Origin of the sequence: Pseudomonas nunensis, assembly GCF_024296925.1 — a bacterium.
GTDB classification, from domain to species: Bacteria; Pseudomonadota; Gammaproteobacteria; order Pseudomonadales; family Pseudomonadaceae; genus Aquipseudomonas; species Aquipseudomonas nunensis.
In genome coordinates, this window is record NZ_CP101125.1 from 2,328,473 (window position 1) to 2,346,108 (window position 17,636).

At 57.9% G+C, this 17,636-nt stretch carries 15 protein-coding genes, 2 tRNA genes and 1 pseudogene; 13 read left to right on the forward strand and 5 right to left on the reverse strand.

What is annotated here, in order from left to right:
* The first annotated feature begins 179 nt into the window (after positions 1-179).
* Both NK667_RS09955 and NK667_RS09960 read left to right on the forward strand, forming a co-directional pair.
* Positions 180-1,637 (forward strand): NAD-dependent succinate-semialdehyde dehydrogenase, encoded by a 1,458-nt coding sequence (locus NK667_RS09955; RefSeq protein WP_054050511.1) that lies wholly within the window; start codon positions 180-182, stop codon positions 1,635-1,637.
* A gap of 27 nt (positions 1,638-1,664) precedes the next feature.
* A complete protein-coding gene (locus tag NK667_RS09960) occupies positions 1,665-2,744 on the forward strand; it encodes a tartrate dehydrogenase (RefSeq protein ID WP_054614567.1) in 1,080 nt (359 codons plus the stop codon).
* A gap of 393 nt (positions 2,745-3,137) precedes the next feature.
* Here NK667_RS09960 and NK667_RS09965 read toward each other — a convergent pair whose 3' ends face one another.
* Positions 3,138-4,064 (reverse strand): 2-hydroxyacid dehydrogenase, encoded by a 927-nt coding sequence (locus NK667_RS09965; protein ID WP_054614568.1) that lies wholly within the window; start codon positions 4,062-4,064, stop codon positions 3,138-3,140.
* 272 nt (positions 4,065-4,336) lie between these two features.
* On the opposite strand from NK667_RS09965, the gene gabT reads away from it, so the two are divergent.
* The 10 genes and pseudogenes from gabT to NK667_RS32810 all read left to right on the forward strand — a co-directional run bounded on the left by gabT (position 4,337) and on the right by NK667_RS32810 (position 13,821).
* Positions 4,337-5,629: a 4-aminobutyrate--2-oxoglutarate transaminase gene (gene gabT, locus NK667_RS09970; RefSeq protein ID WP_054614569.1), complete on the forward strand. Its 1,293-nt coding sequence runs from the start codon at positions 4,337-4,339 to the stop codon at positions 5,627-5,629.
* A gap of 95 nt (positions 5,630-5,724) precedes the next feature.
* Entirely contained in the window at positions 5,725-6,381 is a 657-nt protein-coding gene (locus NK667_RS09975) for an HAD family hydrolase (protein ID WP_054614570.1), read from the forward strand.
* A gap of 45 nt (positions 6,382-6,426) precedes the next feature.
* Complete coding sequence (locus NK667_RS09980; RefSeq protein ID WP_027616181.1) at positions 6,427-6,915, forward strand: Lrp/AsnC family transcriptional regulator; 489 nt, start codon at positions 6,427-6,429, stop codon at positions 6,913-6,915.
* A gap of 401 nt (positions 6,916-7,316) precedes the next feature.
* The gene (locus tag NK667_RS09985; RefSeq protein WP_236708574.1) at positions 7,317-8,087 is read left to right on the forward strand and encodes a DUF4198 domain-containing protein; all 771 of its coding nucleotides are present in this window, start codon (positions 7,317-7,319) and stop codon (positions 8,085-8,087) included.
* 27 nt (positions 8,088-8,114) lie between these two features.
* Positions 8,115-9,320 (forward strand): acetyltransferase domain-containing protein, encoded by a 1,206-nt coding sequence (locus NK667_RS09990; RefSeq protein WP_054614572.1) that lies wholly within the window; start codon positions 8,115-8,117, stop codon positions 9,318-9,320.
* 66 nt (positions 9,321-9,386) lie between these two features.
* Positions 9,387-10,730, forward strand: coding sequence for an OprD family porin (locus NK667_RS09995; protein ID WP_054614573.1), 1,344 nt, complete (start codon positions 9,387-9,389; stop codon positions 10,728-10,730).
* 228 nt (positions 10,731-10,958) lie between these two features.
* Positions 10,959-11,032: transfer RNA gene (locus NK667_RS10000), tRNA-Cys, on the forward strand.
* Positions 11,033-11,227: 195 nt separating this feature from the next.
* A tRNA-Leu gene (locus NK667_RS10005) sits at positions 11,228-11,314 on the forward strand.
* An 881-nt stretch (positions 11,315-12,195) separates the two neighbouring features.
* Positions 12,196-12,702 (forward strand): annotated as a pseudogene (locus tag NK667_RS32805) (Tar ligand binding domain-containing protein); the annotation flags it as partial.
* A 501-nt stretch (positions 12,703-13,203) separates the two neighbouring features.
* Complete coding sequence (locus NK667_RS32810) at positions 13,204-13,821, forward strand: methyl-accepting chemotaxis protein (protein ID WP_413786153.1); 618 nt, start codon at positions 13,204-13,206, stop codon at positions 13,819-13,821.
* A gap of 24 nt (positions 13,822-13,845) precedes the next feature.
* On the opposite strand, the gene NK667_RS10015 is transcribed toward NK667_RS32810, so the two are convergent.
* Entirely contained in the window at positions 13,846-15,783 is a 1,938-nt protein-coding gene (locus NK667_RS10015) for an acyltransferase family protein (protein WP_054614575.1), read from the reverse strand.
* Between the two features lie 276 nt (positions 15,784-16,059).
* Between NK667_RS10015 and NK667_RS10020 the strand changes: the two genes are divergently transcribed.
* Positions 16,060-16,371 (forward strand): hypothetical protein, encoded by a 312-nt coding sequence (locus NK667_RS10020; protein WP_330220014.1) that lies wholly within the window; start codon positions 16,060-16,062, stop codon positions 16,369-16,371.
* Between the two features lie 53 nt (positions 16,372-16,424).
* On the opposite strand, the gene NK667_RS10025 is transcribed toward NK667_RS10020, so the two are convergent.
* The 3 genes from NK667_RS10025 to NK667_RS10035 all read right to left on the reverse strand — a co-directional run bounded on the left by NK667_RS10025 (position 16,425) and on the right by NK667_RS10035 (position 17,593).
* Positions 16,425-16,709, reverse strand: coding sequence for a hypothetical protein (locus tag NK667_RS10025; RefSeq protein ID WP_054050529.1), 285 nt, complete (start codon positions 16,707-16,709; stop codon positions 16,425-16,427).
* A 302-nt stretch (positions 16,710-17,011) separates the two neighbouring features.
* The gene (locus NK667_RS10030) at positions 17,012-17,242 is read right to left on the reverse strand and encodes a hypothetical protein (RefSeq protein ID WP_054050531.1); all 231 of its coding nucleotides are present in this window, start codon (positions 17,240-17,242) and stop codon (positions 17,012-17,014) included.
* A 129-nt stretch (positions 17,243-17,371) separates the two neighbouring features.
* A complete protein-coding gene (locus NK667_RS10035; RefSeq protein WP_054614576.1) occupies positions 17,372-17,593 on the reverse strand; it encodes a hypothetical protein in 222 nt (73 codons plus the stop codon).
* Positions 17,594-17,636: the final 43 nt, after the last annotated feature.

The following is a 17,636-nucleotide window of genomic DNA, read 5'->3' on the forward strand; positions in this document are numbered from 1 at the left end:
CGCGAGCAAGCTCGCTCCCACAGCGTTCGGTGTTTATCCTGAAAGACCCTATACCCCCTCAGTAGAGCCTGCCGTCCCACCCCGAATTTCAGCATCCGACACTGTCCTCAAATCGCTTTCAGCATCCTCCTCCGCCACACCTCCCTAGACTGGAGCATGTCTCGGATCAGGACTCGACCATGCTCAAGAATCGTTTGAAAGACCCCAGCCTTCTGGCAGAACTCGCGTATGTGGACGGGCAGTGGATCGGCGCCGATAACGCCGCGACACTCGACGTCATCGACCCGGCCAGCGGCCAGTTACTCGCCCGTGTCCCGGCCATGCAAGGTGCGGAAACCCGGCGTGCCATCGAGGCCGCCGACAAAGCCTGGCCGGCCTGGCGCGCACGTCCGGCCGCCGAGCGTGCGGCGCTGCTGGAGCGCTGGTTTCAGGCCATGATCGACAACCTCGACGACCTGGCGCTGATCATGACCTGCGAGCAGGGCAAGCCACTGAACGAAGCCAAAGGCGAAATCCGCTACGGCGCCGGTTTCGTCAAATGGTTCGCCGAAGAGGCCCGACGAGTCTACGGCGAAACCATGCCGGCCCCCAGCGGCGACCGTCGATTGCTCACGCTCAAACAACCGGTGGGCGTCTGCGCCGCAATCACGCCGTGGAATTTTCCCAACGCAATGATCACCCGCAAATGCGCACCGGCATTGGCGGCGGGCTGCCCGATCATCGTCAAACCCTCGGACCTGACACCGCTGTCGGCCTTGGCTTTAGCGGTATTGGCCGAACGCGTCGGCATTCCGGCCGGGGTGTTCAACGTGTTGACCGGCATGCCTGCCGGCATCGGCGAAGAGCTGACCAGTAACCCGACGGTGCGCAAGATTTCCTTCACCGGATCGACTGCCGTGGGCCGCTTGCTGATGCGCCAGAGCGCGGAACACATCAAGCGTTTGAGTCTGGAACTGGGCGGCAATGCGCCGTTCATTGTGTTCGACGACGCGGACCTGGAGCAGGCCGTGGCCGGGATCATGCTCAGCAAGTTTCGCAACGCCGGCCAGACCTGCGTCTGCGCCAACCGGATTCTGGTGCAAAACGGCATCTACGAACGTTTCGCCCAGCGCCTGGTGGAAGAGGTGGGCAAGCTCAAGGTTGGCAACGGTCTCGACGCCGACGTCACCATCGGCCCGCTGATCAACCCGGCGGCGGTGAGCAAAGTTGCCCGGCACATTGACGATGCCTTGAGCCAAGGCGCGACATTACTCTGTGGCGGCATTCCCGAGGGCGACAACCAGTTCGTGCAACCCACGGTGCTCGGCGATACCCACGCCGGCATGTTGCTGGCCAACGAAGAAACCTTCGGCCCGGTCGCGCCCTTGATGCGGTTTACCTCTGAGGCCGAAGCCCTCGCGCTGGCCAACGCCACGCCTTACGGTCTGGGCGCCTACTATTTCACTCAGGATCTGCGTCGTTCATGGCGTTTCGGCGAGGCGCTGGAGTTCGGCATGGTCGGCCTCAACACCGGGATCATTTCCATGGAAGTCGCGCCGTTCGGTGGCATCAAGCAATCAGGCCTGGGCCGCGAGGGCAGCAAGTACGGCCTGGACGAATACCTTGAAGTCAAAGCCTTCCACATCGGCGGGCTGTAATTCACAGACACTGGGGGAGGCACGTTGATGAGCAAGACATTCAGAATCGCCGCGATCGCGGGCGATGGTATCGGCAAGGAAGTGCTGCCGGAAGGGTTGCGCGTGCTGGAGCAGGCCGCGAAGAAATGGCAGCTCGATCTGAGCATCGAAGTGCTGGATTGGGCGCACTGCGATTACTACCTGGAACACGGGCAGATGATGCCCGATGACTGGTTCGAACAGCTCAAGGGTTTCGACGCGATCTACTTTGGCGCCGTGGGCTGGCCGGAAAAAGTACCGGACCACATTTCCCTGTGGGGTTCGCTGTTGAAGTTTCGCCGCGACTTCGACCAGTATGTGAACATCCGTCCGGTGCGGTTGTTTCCCGGCGTGCCGTGCCCGTTGGCTGGGCGCAAGCCGGGTGACATCGATTTTGTGGTGATCCGTGAGAACACCGAGGGCGAGTACTCCTCGGTCGGCGGCAAGATGTTCGAAGGCACCGAGCATGAATTCGTGCTGCAGGAATCGGTGTTCACCCGGCGTGGCGTGGACCGGATTCTAAAATTCGCCTTCGACCTTGCCCAGACCCGACCACGCAAACGCCTGACGGCGGCGACCAAGTCCAACGGGATTTCCATCAGCATGCCGTACTGGGACGAACGCACAGCCTTGATGGCGGCGAAGTACCCGGAGATCACCTGGGATAAGCAGCACATCGACATTCTGTGCGCGCGGTTTGTGCTGCAACCGGATCGGTTTGATGTGGTGGTGGCGTCGAATCTGTTTGGCGACATTCTTTCCGATTTGGGTCCGGCGTGTGCGGGGACCATCGGGATTGCGCCGTCGGCGAATCTTGATCCGGAGCGGCGGTTTCCGTCGTTGTTCGAACCGGTGCACGGATCGGCGCCGGATATCTATGGGCAGAACATCGCGAATCCGATTGCGATGATCTGGTCCGGGGCGTTGATGCTGGATTTCCTCGGCAATGGCGATGAACGCTATCGCGCGGCGCATGACGGGATTTTGCAGGCGATTGAACGGGTGATTGCTGACGGCCCGATAACCCCGGACCTGGGCGGGAAGGGCTCGACGCAGGACGTCGGCAAAGCCATCGCCGACATTCTCTAACCTCTCGCCCCCCTGTAGGAGCGAGGCTTGCCCGCGAAGGCGTCATGCCAGTCAATATTAATGTCGACTGACACACCGCTTTCGCGAGCAAGCTCAGCTCCTACAAGGGATTTGCGCCGCGAAGTAGATTTTTGCCATCACCCATACCCTGTAGGAGCGAGGCTTGCCCGCGAAGGCGTCGTACCAGTCAACATCGATGGCGACTGACACACCGCTTTCGCGAGCAAGCTCAGCTCCTACAAGGGATTTGCGCCTCGAAGTAGATTTTTGCCATCACCCATACCCTGTAGGAGCGAGGCTTGCCCGCGAAGGCGTCGTACCAGTCAATATTGTTGGCGACTGACACAATGTCTTCGCGGGCAAGCCTCGCTCCTACAGGTGTTCGGGGTGTGGTCAGTAACCTTGGCTGCGGTCGATCTGGCCCAGCATCGGCTGGCCTTTTTGATGTCGCCGGATATTCTCCAACAATACCCCAAACGCACTCTCCGGCTGAGTCATCGCGGCAATATGCGGTGTCAGCAGAATTTGCGGATGCGCCCAGAACGGGTGATCCGCCGGCGCCGGTTCCTGCTGCAGCACATCCAGTACCGCGCCGCTGAGTTGCCCACTGTCCAGCGCCTCCAGCAGATCACCTTCCACCAAATGCCCACCACGGCCCATGTTGATCAACGCCGCGCCATGGGGCAGTTGCCGGAACAAATCACGATCCAGAATCCCCTGGGTCTGTTCCGTCAGCGGCAACACACACAACAGAATGTCGCATTGGCTGAGAAACGCCGGCAGTTGCTCGCGACCGGCATAACACTCCACGCCCGCCACCTTATGCGCACTGCGCGCCCAACCTTTCAACGCAAACCCCAATGGTTGCAACGTCGCCAGGATCTGCTGCGCCTGCGCCCCCAGACCCATCACCCCGACCCGACGTTTGCTCGCCGGTTGCAGCATGTGCGCCTGCCAACACCGCGCCATCTGCTGCTGCCGATAACGCAGCATGTCCCGATGCAGGCTCAGCACGGCAAAACTCGCGTACTCGCACATGCCACGGGTAATGCCCGGATCGAGCAACCGCACCACCGGCAAGCTCTCCGGAATACGGCTGAGGTCCAGTTGATCGACCCCGGCAGACAGCGCGAACAGCACTTTCAGCTTCGGTAGCAACGCTTCCAAATCGTCCGGCGCCTGCCACGCCGCCAGGTATTCAATTTGTGACGGATCGCCAATGTCCGGCCAAGCGCGCCATTCGATATCCGGGGCGTGTTCGGCGAACAGCGCTTGCCACTGTTCGCCGCGCACCGGGTCAGCTTTATAAAGCAGGGCCATGGGCAATTCCTGAATGGATGAAGGTGTTCTCATCATCGCGCAATGCCAGCGCAGGATCTGTCGAAAGCGCCGGGTTAAACGGCTCCGGCCACGGTGTATCGCCAAGGCTGCGGCAGATTCGGCGGGCTGAAGGAATCTGCCGTTTGGCAGGGTGAAAACAGTCGATCCGAATTTCTCAGGGGGCAAGTTCGGCGTAGTTCGTTTCGCTCAAGCCTTAATCTGAACAGCATCGCAACCACCTCCCGGTTGCCGGACTCACGATGGGAAATGCCATGAATAGCAAAGTCGACGAAACCCCTCATTTGCTCCGTCAGCGCGATCAATTCGTGCCGCGTGGCCTGGTCACCGCTCACCCGTTGGTGATCGATCGCGCCCAAGGTGCCGAGTTGTGGGATGTGGATGGCAAGCGCTACCTGGATTTTGTCGGCGGCATCGGTGTGCTGAACATCGGCCACAACCACCCGAAAGTCGTCGCGGCGGTGCAGGCGCAACTGCAAAAAGTCTCCCACGCCTGTTTCCAGGTGGTCGCCTACAAGCCTTATCTGGACCTGGCCCAGCGCCTGTGCGAAATGATCGGCGGTAAAGAAGCCTATAAAGCGGCGTTCTTCACCTCCGGCGCCGAGGCCGTGGAAAACGCGGTGAAGATCGCACGCGCGCATACCAATCGCTCGGCGGTGATCGCGTTTCGCGGCGGTTTTCACGGACGCACCTTGCTCGGCACCACGCTGACCGGCATGAGCCAGCCGTACAAACAGAACTTCGGGCCGTTCGCGCCGGAAGTGTTCCATACGCCGTATCCGAATGCCTATCGCGGCGTCACCAGCGACATGGCGCTCAAGGCACTGGATGAGTTGCTCGCGACTCAAGTGGCACCAGAGCGGGTCGCCGCGATCATCATTGAACCGGTGCAGGGCGACGGTGGTTTCCTCTCGGCGCCGGTGGAGTTCCTCAAAGGCCTGCGTGCGCTGACCGAGAAGCACGGCATCGTGCTGATCCTCGATGAAATCCAGACTGGTTTCGGCCGCACCGGTAAATGGTTCGGCTTCCAGCACGCCGGCATCCAGCCGGACCTGGTGACCGTCGCCAAGAGCCTGGCCGGTGGCTTGCCGCTGTCGGGTGTGGTCGGCAAAGCCGCGATCATGGACGCGCCGCTGCCCGGTGGCCTCGGTGGCACCTACGGCGGCAACGCGTTGTCGTGCGCGGCGGCACTGGCGGTGATTGATGCCTTCGAGGAAGAACAGCTGCTGGCGCGCGGTGAAGCGTTGGGCGAGCGTCTGCGTCAGGGGCTGCTGCACTTGCAGAGCCGTCACCCGCAAATCGGTGACGTGCGCGGCGCCGGGTTCATGCTGGCCATTGAGCTGATCAAACCAGACGACGCCCGCACGCCGGACGCCGACCTCAATCAGCGGCTGATCGATGAAGCGCGCAAGGGCGGTTTGCTGGTGATCAAATGCGGCGTGTACCGCAACGTCCTGCGGTTCCTCGCGCCACTGGTGGCGACCGAAGCCCAGGTCGACGAAGCGCTGCAAATTCTCGAAGGCGCTTTGGCACGCGTCTTGAACTGAGCTCCTGAAGGCGTGGGGCGCGGCTGCAAGGTCGCGCCCGTGAGCGTTTATGGAGCATGGATTGATGGAATGCATCATCGGAGGCTTGGCACACCATGGGGCTGACTGAATATCGCGCGCTGCTCATCGATTGCGATGAAGTCCTGGTCGATCGCGACTCGGGGGTCTGGGCGGCGTTGCAACCGCTGCTCGACAGCCGGGGCGGGCACCCGGACAAGGAACAGGTGCTGGCCGAATACAGCGAGGTGGTGCGCGCACTGTATCCGCGCTTCAGTGAGCTAGGCTTCAGTGGACTGCTGTGTTTCGCCCATCGCCAGTTGGCCGAGCGCTGGGGCCTGAAAGCCAGTTGGGAGGAGGGCATGAGCTTCGCCCGTTCGGTGGCCGGCTGGTCGCTGTTCGAGGACGCGCCGGGGGCGATGCTGTACCTGCGCAAGTTCTACCGCCTGCTGGTGCAGGGTGATCGGGATGCCGAGGATCGCGGGCTGCTCTGTGAGCGGTTGGGGATCATGCCCGATGACTTTATCTCGCTGGCCAGCGACCCGTTGCAGGACGCGGATTGGCTGGAGGCCAATGCGTTCAAGCCCGGCGAGATCCTGCAAGTGACTCGGCCTTCCGCCGGTCGGCAGGCGATCAGCGACGTGTGCCTGATCTGTCGCGGCCGGGTCAAACACCCGACACCGTGTGCGGCGGATTACTGCATCAACAGCATGGCGGATCTGGTGGCGCAGCATCAGCTGTCTTTACGGCGCTGATTTTGCTAGAAGATTGTCTTACAAACGGCAGTCAAGAGGTACGCAATGGAAGGTTTAGTAAAACTGGACCGAATCGACATCAGCATCCTGGTCGAGCTGCAAAAGGATGGGCGCATGACCAACGTCAGCCTCGCCGATGCCGTGGGTTTATCGGCCAGCCCCTGCCTGCAACGGGTCAAGCGGCTGGAATCGGCCGGGTATATTTCCAGCTACAAGGCGCACCTGAACCTGGCGAAAATCACCGAATCGGTGACGGTCTTCACCGAAATCACCCTCAGTGACCACAAGCGCGAAGACTTCGCCAAGTTCGAATCCAACATTCGCCTGGTGGACGAAGTGCTCGAATGCCATTTGATCAGCGGTGGCTACGATTACCTGGTGCGCTTCATGACCCGCAGTATTCAGCACTATCAGGAAGTGATCGAAAGCCTGCTGGACAAGAACATCGGCATCTCCAAGTACTTCAGCTACATCGTCATCAAGTCGCCTGTGCTCAAGGACGGCGTGCCGTTGCGTAAGTTGTTGCGGCACTGACTGGCAGCATTCCCAACCCCAACACCAATTCCCCTGTGGGAGCGGGCTTGCTCGCGAAGGGGTCGTGTCAGTTGATAGAAATGTTGACTGACACGGCCCCTTCGCGAGCAAGCCCGCTCCCACATTGTTTTTTAGTGCTGCATGCACCGCGTTTGGACATGAGTCCGCTAGAACCACCCATCCCGCCTCATCCTGGCGCAAGCCGCATAAACCACCGTTTCCCCCCGCCAAAACAGTCTCCGATGACTCCACACGCACTGATTACAGAACACCGCGCAAAAGTCTTCGCGCTGTAATGCGTACAGAGAGAGGGGCGCGGTTTGTGATGTCGCTGATTTCGGGAGGATGAAGCGTCGGCACGAATCGCTGAATAACACCAATCGGAGCCAAAAAAAATGCGAATGAGCAACGCAAAAGCACTGTTGGGTTACGGCGTCTTGCTGCTGGCTGGCAGCAGCGAGGCGCATCAGATCTGGTACGAACAGCCACCCGGGCAACCGTTGGCGCTGTACTACGGGGAATACGACAAGAACATGCTGGAGGTGACGCCGGGCGGGATGGACCGGTTCCAGCAACTCAAGGGATGGTCGATCAGCAACAATTCGAAACCATTGAATCTGACCTTGCAGCGTCAGGCATTTGCGGTGGCGCATCAGGCCAAGCGCGATGACTCACTTCTGGCCCAAGATCCGCATTATCCGATCTTCGACCTGCACGAAGCCGACAAGACGCTGAAAACCCACTGGACGCCGGCAACCCGCTGGGTCGGCGATTTACGTGCGCGAACCCCGGAATTGACCCTGGACATCGTGCCCACCGGAATCGTTGACGCAAACAAGGCGCAGTTCCAAGTGTACTATTCGCAAAAACCGCTGGCGGATCAGGACGTTATATTGGAAACCGGCTCCGGCGAGGTCTTCACCCAGCGCACCGATGCGACGGGCAAGGTCAGCTTCGAGTTGCCCTGGCAGGGCACGTATGTGGTGGCCGTCGAATACAAGGACCGCACGCCCGGTGAACGCGTCAGCCCCCAAGGCAAGACCGAGCCGTACGACCTGAAGAGCTTCAGCTCCACGCTGTCGTTCTACCGGACCGAGGGCAAGCCGTCGTTGCCACGGGCACCGTCGCAGCTGCCGGCCTCTGAAGTCGCCCGCTTGAAGAAACAGGCCTGATCCATCGCCCCCAAAGGAGTCACCACTATGTCCCAATCTTCAGGATTGGCCGGGCAGGCGGGAAGTATTTCCCCGGCGCTGGCCACCTCCGCTGTAAAAGCCAACACCCGGATGCTGGCGATCGATGCCCTGCGCGGCTTCGTCATGTTGTTGATGCTGATCGACCACGTGCGCGAAACCTTCCTGCTGCACCGTCAGGTCACCGACCCGATCGACGCCTTGAGCGTCACGCCGGACCTGTACTTCACCCGCATGCTCAGCGAAATCTGCGCCCCGGTGTTTATCTTCCTCACGGGCCTGTCAGCCTGGCTCTACAGCCAGAAGCACACGGCCAGCGAAACGTCGGTGTTCCTGCTCAAGCGCGGTTTCTTCCTGGTGTTTCTGGAGATCACCTTCGTCTGTTTCGCCTGGAACGCCGAGTTCCCGCCCAAGACTCTGTGGCTGCAAGTGATCTGGTGCATCGGCATCTGCATGATCGTGCTCGCCGGGTTGTTGCACTTCAAACGCAGCTGGCTGATTGTGCTGGGGCTGGCCATCGTCGCCGGACACAACCTGTTCGATAACGTGGTGGTCGGGCCGGAGTCGCCGTTCTATGTGCCGTGGTCGATCCTGCATCAGAAGGTGTTTATCGACATCACCGAATTCACCCGGGCACGCACTACCTATCCGGTGCTGCCGTGGATTGGCGTGATCCTGTTGGGCTGGGCGATCGGGCCGTGGTTCGGCAAGGACATTGACCCGGCGGAGCGGATTTCCCGCTTGGTCAAACTCGGCGCAGGCCTGCTGGTGGCGTTCGTGTTTATCCGTTACCTGAACGTCTATGGCGAGAAGCCGTGGGTGCAGACCGGTGACTCGTTGCGCACCTTCATGAGCTTCATGAGCGCCAAGAAGTATCCGCCGTCGCTGATGTTCCTGATGCCGACCCTCGGTCTGGGCCTGCTATTGCTGGCGTTGTTCGAGAAGCTGCAGGATCGCTGGTCCACCGCGACGCTGGCGATCTACGGCGGGGCGCCGATGTTCTTCTATTTGCTGCACCTTTACGTACTCAAGGCCATGTACCTGGTGGCTGTCGCGATCTGGGGCGCCAATCAGGGCGCGTACTACGGCTTCGATAACCTGCCGACCGTGTGGCTGTGGAGCGCGATCCTCGGCGTATTGATGTTCTTCCCGACACGCTGGTTCGCCAGCCTCAAGCAGCGCCGTCGCGACATCGCGATCCTCAAATACCTCTGAGTTGGCCAAGGGTGTCCCGCGTCTGGCGGGACACCTTGCAGACCCCGAATTTCGTGGAGTTGCCCTGTGAAAACCCTATCGACACACACCCTGCTATTGGCATTGGGCGGGCAGTCGCTGCTCGCCCTCGCTTCAGAGCAAGACAACGCAAAAGGCTTTGTCGAGGACAGCCAGTGGAGCCTGCTCAACCGTAGCGTCTACGACCGCCGCGACTATGAACACGGTGCACTGAGCAACGGCGCCCGCAATGCCTACAAACCGCGCGCCCAGCGTAGCGACCTCGCCGAAGAATGGGCCTACGGCCTGATGGCCGATTTCACCTCTGGCTATACACGCGGCACCGTAGGTTTTGGTTTCGATGCCCACGCCTATTCCGGCTGGGAACTGGACAGCGGAGGCGGGCGGGCCGGCAAGGCGCGGTTGCTCGGCGTGGACAATGACGGTCATCCCAAGGATGAATACAGCCGCGGTGGCGCCGTAGCGAAAGTGCGTTTCTCTTCAACCGAACTGCGTTTCGGCGAGCAACGGGTAAAAACTCCGGTGTTCGGCTCATCCGATAGCCGCCTGCTACCGGAAACCGCCACCGGCTGGCTGCTGACCAGTCGCGAACTGCCAGCCACCACGCTCTACGGCGGACACTTCAACGAAAGCACCGACCGCAACGCCACCAGTCACGACCAGGGATTTGTGGTCAATTATTCCAACGGCAAACAGGGCGACAGCTTCGATCTGGTGGGTGTGCGCAACACCGCGCTCAAAGGACTGAATGCCAGCCTTTTCAGTGCGGTCTACGCCGACACCTGGCGCCAGCACTACCTGGGCGCGGTCTACACCCAGCCGATAGCGGACGGCCAGGATCTGACTTTCGACCTCAATCTGTATCGCACCCAGGACACCGGCAAGGCCCTATCTGGCCGTATCGACAACACCACTTGGAGTTTTCTCACGACGTATAAGGCCGGTTCCCACAGCTTCGGCCTGGGTTATCAAAAGGTCGATGGCGATACGCCCTATGACTACGTCACCCGCGGCGCGATCTACCTGAGCAACGCCGTGGCCCTGTCCGACTTCAACGCCCCGCAGGAGGCGTCCTGGCAAGCGCGCTACGACCTGAACCTGGCCGGCTACGGCATCCCCGGGCTGACCTTCGGCGCACTCTATGTGCGTGGCAGCGGCATCGACGGCAGCCACATGGACCCGAACGGTGGTTACAAATGGTTGGGATACGGCGAGGGCGGCAAACACTGGGAGCGGGATCTGCAGGCAAAATACGTGGTGCAATCCGGCGCAGCGAAAAACCTCGCGTTTACCCTGCGCCACGCCGTGCATCGCGGCAACGCGGCGCAGGCCGAACTGGATGCCAACCAGATTCGGCTGGCGGTGGAGTATCCGTTGGGTGGAAAATTCTGAGAGAACAAACGGGGCCGGGGGCGAACGCCGTCTGTTCGCCCCGGAAGAAATTTTTTTGAAATCAAGGGGTTGCCAGCCTCGGGAAATCAGTACATAATTCACGCCATCGAAAGCACTGACGGCTTAAAAAGCTCAATGTTTTCAAAGAGTTAGAGAATGATTCAATCAACTCTCGAAGCTCAGCGTTTGTATGCATTTGGTGTCGTGCTACTGACATCAGATGTTTGAGGCCGAGTAGCAAAATGGTTATGCAGTGGATTGCAAATCCACCTACGCCGGTTCGATTCCGACCTCGGCCTCCACTTTAAACGAGCTCCGTAGATCCTTGATCTACGGAGCTTTTTTATTTTCGCTATCCTGCAAGATTTAGTCTTGAAAAGGACATATGCGAACTTGCTTCACGGGGGAGGGATGTATATATTTCCACCTCTGTTGCACAAGCGTCAGAACTGCCAGATGTTTATCCTGCAGCATTCAGACCGCTTAACCGCGCTACCGCCCGAATGGCGAAACTGGTAGACGCATGGGACTTAAAATCCCCCGCTCGTAAGGGCGTGCCGGTTCGATTCCGGCTTCGGGCACCATCTTGCATTCCACTGAGCGCTTTTGAGTTCTGTGGAAACCTTGAAAAACCTGCCTTCTGGCGGGTTTTTTCGTTTTAGCATTCCGTTGGATTTTTGCCCAGTCTTCTGGAATGTTGCGCACAACTGCTCGCTTGCCTACGCTGCCTGCCGTTTAGCCAAGCCAGCAGGCCGTCCCTACAAACCTTTCGACGGCGACGGTCTCTATCTCTTAATCCAATCCATTGGCCGTGGTCGCTGCCCGAGACAGCGAGCCCTTGTGTTTGAGAAGCTGCTTTAAATAAACTTCCGCATAAATATGCCTGACTTTTTGGGTTTTGATTTTCACCAGGGAAGTGAGTCTTTTGTGGTTGAAGTCGCTACTAAGGTCCTATTGATAATAGAGCCTGGCTTAAATTGTTGTAGCAATAATGATTATGTTAGTTGGCTAGGTATTTATTATTTGGCGTGAAGTGTCCACGTCTCGGTAAATATTTTCAGCCATCATAAAGTCGTCTTGATGGCTGTGCTAGCTTCTGTCCTGGTGATTTTGGCGTTTTGAGTGGTCGCACATATTCGGGAAACTTCTATTCGTAAAGTTTTCTATGCGCTAGTATTAAATTCAAGGACGCTTTAAATATAGCAAGGAACCTAAGTACTTTGCAGAGTAGGTGACCTGCTGATCGCATAAAATTCAGCTGTAACTTTCTTAACGCCTGGTGGAGGCGGTGAGCTTGTTTGTGTCTACTCTTGACGAATCTTATTCATACTATCGTGGCGATGCCAATTAAGGCGCTTCGCCTACCCGCCATGCCGGCCATACATCCACTGTCGAAGGCTCCGATCTGCTTTACCCGCTGTCCGCTTCATCCCTGCAGGATCGCCAACCCAAGGAAGTACGCACCATGGAAAGTTGGAAAGTCAGAACTCATCTGTTTTTGCTTGCCGGATTTTTAATGCTTGGGTTGCTGTGTGTTGGTGGACTCGGGCTGTATGGCATGCGCTCCACGTTACATGGTCTGGAAACCGTTTATCTGGATCGAGTGGTTCCACTAAGGGACCTGAAAAAAATCGCCGATCTGTATGCGGTGAACATTGTCGACGCCACTCACAAGGCGCACAACGGCAGTTACACCAAGGCTCATGCGTTGGCCCAGATCGAGCAAGCTCAAGTTGAGATAGCCAACACTTGGTCGACCTACAAATCGACTGAACTAATCGCTGAAGAAACACGTTTGATCGGACAAATCACGCCGCTGATGGACGCCACTCAAGGACCGTTGACGGAGCTTCAAGGCATGCTGAGTCAAGGTGATGAGGCAGGTTTGGCGGAGTTCGCGGCAAAGCGGCTATACCCACTGATTGATCCGTTATCGGAGAAGTTTTCCGAATTGATCGAGGTGCAACTGAGCGAAGCCATGCATCGCTTCGAAGAAGGCCAGGATGCCTATCGTGCCTACGTGAAGCTCAGTTTGCTGATCCTGTCGCTAGCTCTGGTTCTGGGCTGCGTTTATGCGTTCTTTTTCTCAAGGCGCTTGAGCCTTCAACTGGGAGCGGAACCAGGCGAGTTGGCAGCAATGAGTTTAAGCATCGCTGAGGGGCATCTGGCCAGCTCTGTGCTCGATCAAGGTAAACACCCGACCGGCGTGTTGCACTCGGTGCAAGGCATGCGCCAGAGCCTGCGGGCTATGATCGGCAACATCAACCAGGCTTCGGTGCAAATCGAGAGCGCTACCCGGCAGTTGGCTCTCTCGTCTGAACAAGGGCTGAGCAGTGCTTCCTTGCAAAGCGATACAGCATCGTCCATGGCGGCTACGGTCGAGCAGCTTTCGGTGAGCATCAATCACATCGCCGATAACGCTCGTCAGGCCCAGAGTACGGCGCAGAGGGCGGGGCAGATCACCGATGAAGGCATGGGGGTGATGCGCAAATCAATCCATGAAATGAGTCAGATTGCCGAGTTGGTGACGCAAAGTTCGTCCGATATTGATCAGTTGGCAATTCAGTCCAACGATATCAGCCAGATTGTCGGTGTGATTCGCGGCATCGCCGAGCAGACCAACCTGCTGGCCCTCAACGCCGCCATTGAAGCGGCGCGGGCGGGTGAACAAGGTCGTGGCTTTGCCGTCGTGGCCGATGAAGTACGCAACTTGGCAAGTCGCACGGCACAGTCGACGAAGGAGATCGTTACCCTGGTCGATGCCATACAGAACGGTATGCTCAAGGCTAAAGGAAGCATGGCCGCCGGTTGCGAGCGAGTGACCAATGGGCTTCAACTTGTGGAAAGTGCCGGCGCTTCGATGGTCACTATAAAAAAGGCACTGGATGAATCTATGGAGGCTGTCAGTTTCATTTCCCTGTCACTGCAGGAGCAGCGTGCCGCCAGTGATCAGGTGGCCTATAACGTGGAGCAAGTAGCACAGATCGTTGAACAGAATTCCGCTGCTCAGGGGGGGATTGTGCAAGCGACTCAGGCACTCAAGGCAATGTCCGCCGGGTTGGAGGTCAGCTTGAGCCGCTTTAGTTTGTAGTGAACCCTTTTTCGTTTCATGCCATTAAAGATGTGCGGTCGCATCAAACTTCACCCCGGTAGACGGGGCAGTCACCGGGTCGTGCAGCAGCGAGTAGCCGCGGTCCAGCAGCGTGTGGCCGATAAAGCGTGATCCCACCTCATTCAAGTGCGAGTCATCCAGGTACAGCAGTTGGCCGTTGATAATCGGGCTGCACACGCCTTCCGGGCATATCACTTGGTTGGGATCGATGAAGTGCACCTGCGGGAATTCCACACGTATATCAGCCCAATAAGGCGCTAATGCACTTTGGGCAACCGAGCAATCGTGATCGGTACCGAACATCAGGTGACGAATCGGGCAACTGGCGGCTTTGTCAATGTGTTGATTCCTCAGGATGACGATGACTTCGCCGCTATTCTCGACTGCGCGCTTTATACTCGCTTCGACCATGTCATGGGCAATCGCATCCCTGGGCCAGATCGCTGCCAGCACTACATAGCGGTAATGGTTGCGCTCGATCAGGCTGAACACCCGTTCGTTGCGTTTTGCACAATGGGCGGCGTAGACCGCAGACATGTCGATGGTGTAGCCGACAATCGGCGGGCACGAGTCCATGGTGTAGTCCATGATCGACAGGTTGTTCGGCTTGGCCAGCAGATCGACCATGCCGGTGAAGTGATTGGCAAACGAGTCACCGATCATGATGCCGTCCAGCTCGGGTTTTTTGACCCCCAAACGGCATGCGTCATTGGGCTCCGTGCTGTACAGGGCATTGGAGACGTGGCAGCCCTTGCGAATCTCACTCGGCTTTTGCAGGGTCATCGCTTCAAGGACTGAAACTTCGGGGCTGAAGCGTTGTGGAAACCCGTTGAAATGCAGGCTCAACACCGCCAACGCCGCCAGGCTCAATGCCGGAAAGGCAAATCGACGCGTGAAGACTCGGGAAAAGTGCCACGTCGCCCCATCGCGCCGAAACGGCACCTCGACATAACGCCAGGATAGCCACGCGAGGATGATCGAGCTCGCGATCAGCATCACCCCGACCGGCAAATCGATGGGGATTTCCAGGTAACTCAGGTATGCAATCAGCGGCCAGTGCCACAAATAGAGCGAGTAGGAAATCAAGCCGATGAACACCATGGGCCGACTGGTGAGCAAGCGCGAGCGCATCTCGCCACTGCCGGCCAGGATCAACAGCGCAGCTCCCAGGCAAGGGATCAGGGCGTTGATCCCGGGGAAGGTCGAGTCCGCGTCCAGGCCGAACAGCGAAAAACCGATCAACAGGAAGCCCGCCACAGCGACGCCGTGGGCCGTCAGCTTGCCGATGTTGCGTGGTTTATTGAGGTAGACCGCCAGCAACCCACCCAACATCAATTCGAAAAAGCGCGTAGGAAGCAGGTAATAGGCGGCCGTCGCGAAGACGCCTGTTGCGTATTGTGAAACGCCTACTGCGGCCACCACGCCAATGCCTAATATTGGCAATACATAGCGCGGCGCGAAGCGATAGAGCAACACAATGAACAGCGGCCAGACCAGGTAGAACTGTTCTTCAATGCCCAGCGACCAAGTATGTAGCAGCGGGGCTTCATGGGCGTCAGCGGCGAAGTAGTTGCCGTACTTCATCCAGATATAGACGTTCGAGACGCCCAGCAAAGAAAGCAGTGCGCTGACGTTAAGGCGGATCAGGTCGACTGGGGAAAGGATGAATATCCCGACGATCACAGTCGCCAGCAATACCGTTACCAATGCAGGAACAATCCGATTGATGCGTCGCTGATAAAAGCCCTTCAGCGAGAAAGCACCTAGCTTGACCTCGGAAAACACCTGTGAGGTGATCAAAAAACCGGAGATCACAAAGAAGATGTCAACGCCTACGAAACCCCCAGGTAACAGGGTGGTGTTGATGTGATGCACAAGCACCGCAATCACCGCCACGGCCCGCAGTCCATCGATGTCGGAGCGGTACTTTCCTTTAGCCATGTGCCTGACCATCCCTATGCTATTGCATCTATTGGGCGTCCGACTCATGGCAGAGACTGTCAAGATTTGGACGTAGTTGACCTCCAATATCATTTGTAGTTGGAAATTTGACGGTAAGCAAAATTGAAAATGGAATAACAGCGTCGATAGAGGACGATTTAAAGGCGTATAGCTTCAGGTCCGTCTTCTGGATCCTTGTAATATCAATCGTTTGAGAGCGATACATGATGTAAATACTTGTTTGTTGTCGGACCACTATTTTTGCGGAATGTACCGGTGATCGGTATTTATGAATCATTCACCAAATTACGCGCTCAACTGATCCGGGAGCATTTGCTGCTAGTCGTGGCAGGCGGGAGGGTTGACCGAATGACATCTGTCGATGATTTCAGGATCAAGTCACATGAACTTCTTATGGATCTGGATGCTGCAACGACGGAGATGATGAAGTTGATTTCATCCCGAACGGTGTCGGGACCTCTATGGGAGGAGGCCGTCAAACGCCAGCACGACGCCTATGTGCACTGGAACGCATTCATCAATAGTCGCGATGGTAGCGATCCGCCCGATGTGACGTCCGTGGTCTGAATAGACCAGAATGGACACCGTTGCGGATCGCTGGTTTGAATACAGCGGGTCAGCTAAACGAAAGGCTGGCCTCTGAATCCGCGTGGCAGACGTTGCATTCCGGCCATCGCGGTGAGTCGCTGAACCCACTCGGCACGCCAGTCATTGGCGGTATGAGTGACCTTGGCCTTGCGCGCCGCGCGCCGTGCCGCATTGCGTTCGTCTTTTCGCGCGTCCTTGAACGCATCGGTGTTGCGGCAGCTTCTGCATTTGACCTGGGCGAGTATTTTGCTCGAAACCAGTTTGCTGCCTGTATGACCGCAGGCCAGATGCCCGCCGACTTTGAAGTGAGTGACCATTGGGACGTCTCCTTTGTGACGTGTGATCGTTTGACCTCCATTCGTCGGCAGCGTTCGTTGATGCAATTATGCGCAAAACCTGGGCAAAAAAAGGCCCGCATGCGGGCGGGCCAAGGGATTCTTCAAAGGAGTGAGTCCACAGTAGGGCGTCGGTTGTGAACAGGATGTGAAAGCCTTGGGGGCAAAAAAAAGCCCAGCGCGTGGCCGGGTTGCGGGTGTGGCAGGAGGCTATCAGGCAGGCAGGGTCTCGGTGACAAGGCAGTCGCCGTTCATGCTTCCTGAATCAGGCCTGTCCTTAATGATTATCTGAACCGGGGCAGCGGTGGTTCGACAGGGCGCAGAGATGACAGCGTGCTGCGAATCAGCGGCGCGTCTTTCTCGATGTCGTTCAGCCGGTCACGAATTTTCAGGGCCGTAGGATGCCCGCCTTGATGATCGACCCAGTCGGCAATCTCCTTGCACGCGGCCGCGAGTCTTGCCTGACGTGAATCAAGCAGGGTAAGCAGGGTGGTGATGGACTCTTTTTCGGACATGACACACCTCCATTTAAAGCAAACCTGGCAGTTGCAGCAAAAAGCCCGCTGATGCGAGCTCTCTGCCGATGGGGTCGCTGGTCCTTCAGCTGATTTCAGTATAGCCCCGGTAGAAAATCCTGGAGTTATTCAGCTTTGTCGGGCTGTCACTTGTGAGCGGGCGTTGAGTTGGTAACATTCGCGGCGGGCGTCTTCTTCATGATCGTAACCGTCACCGATAAAGCCGCGGGTGCGGGTATCGGCGATGCGATACCAGACGGCGGCGTCGGGTGGCGCGTGGTTCACTTCTCCGGCTCGGCGGCCATGAATGATGATTTTGTTGCAACGCTTCACAACGAAAATGTCTTCCATGGCACCACCGTAGCTGATTCGTGTTCAGATCAACTATAGAAGC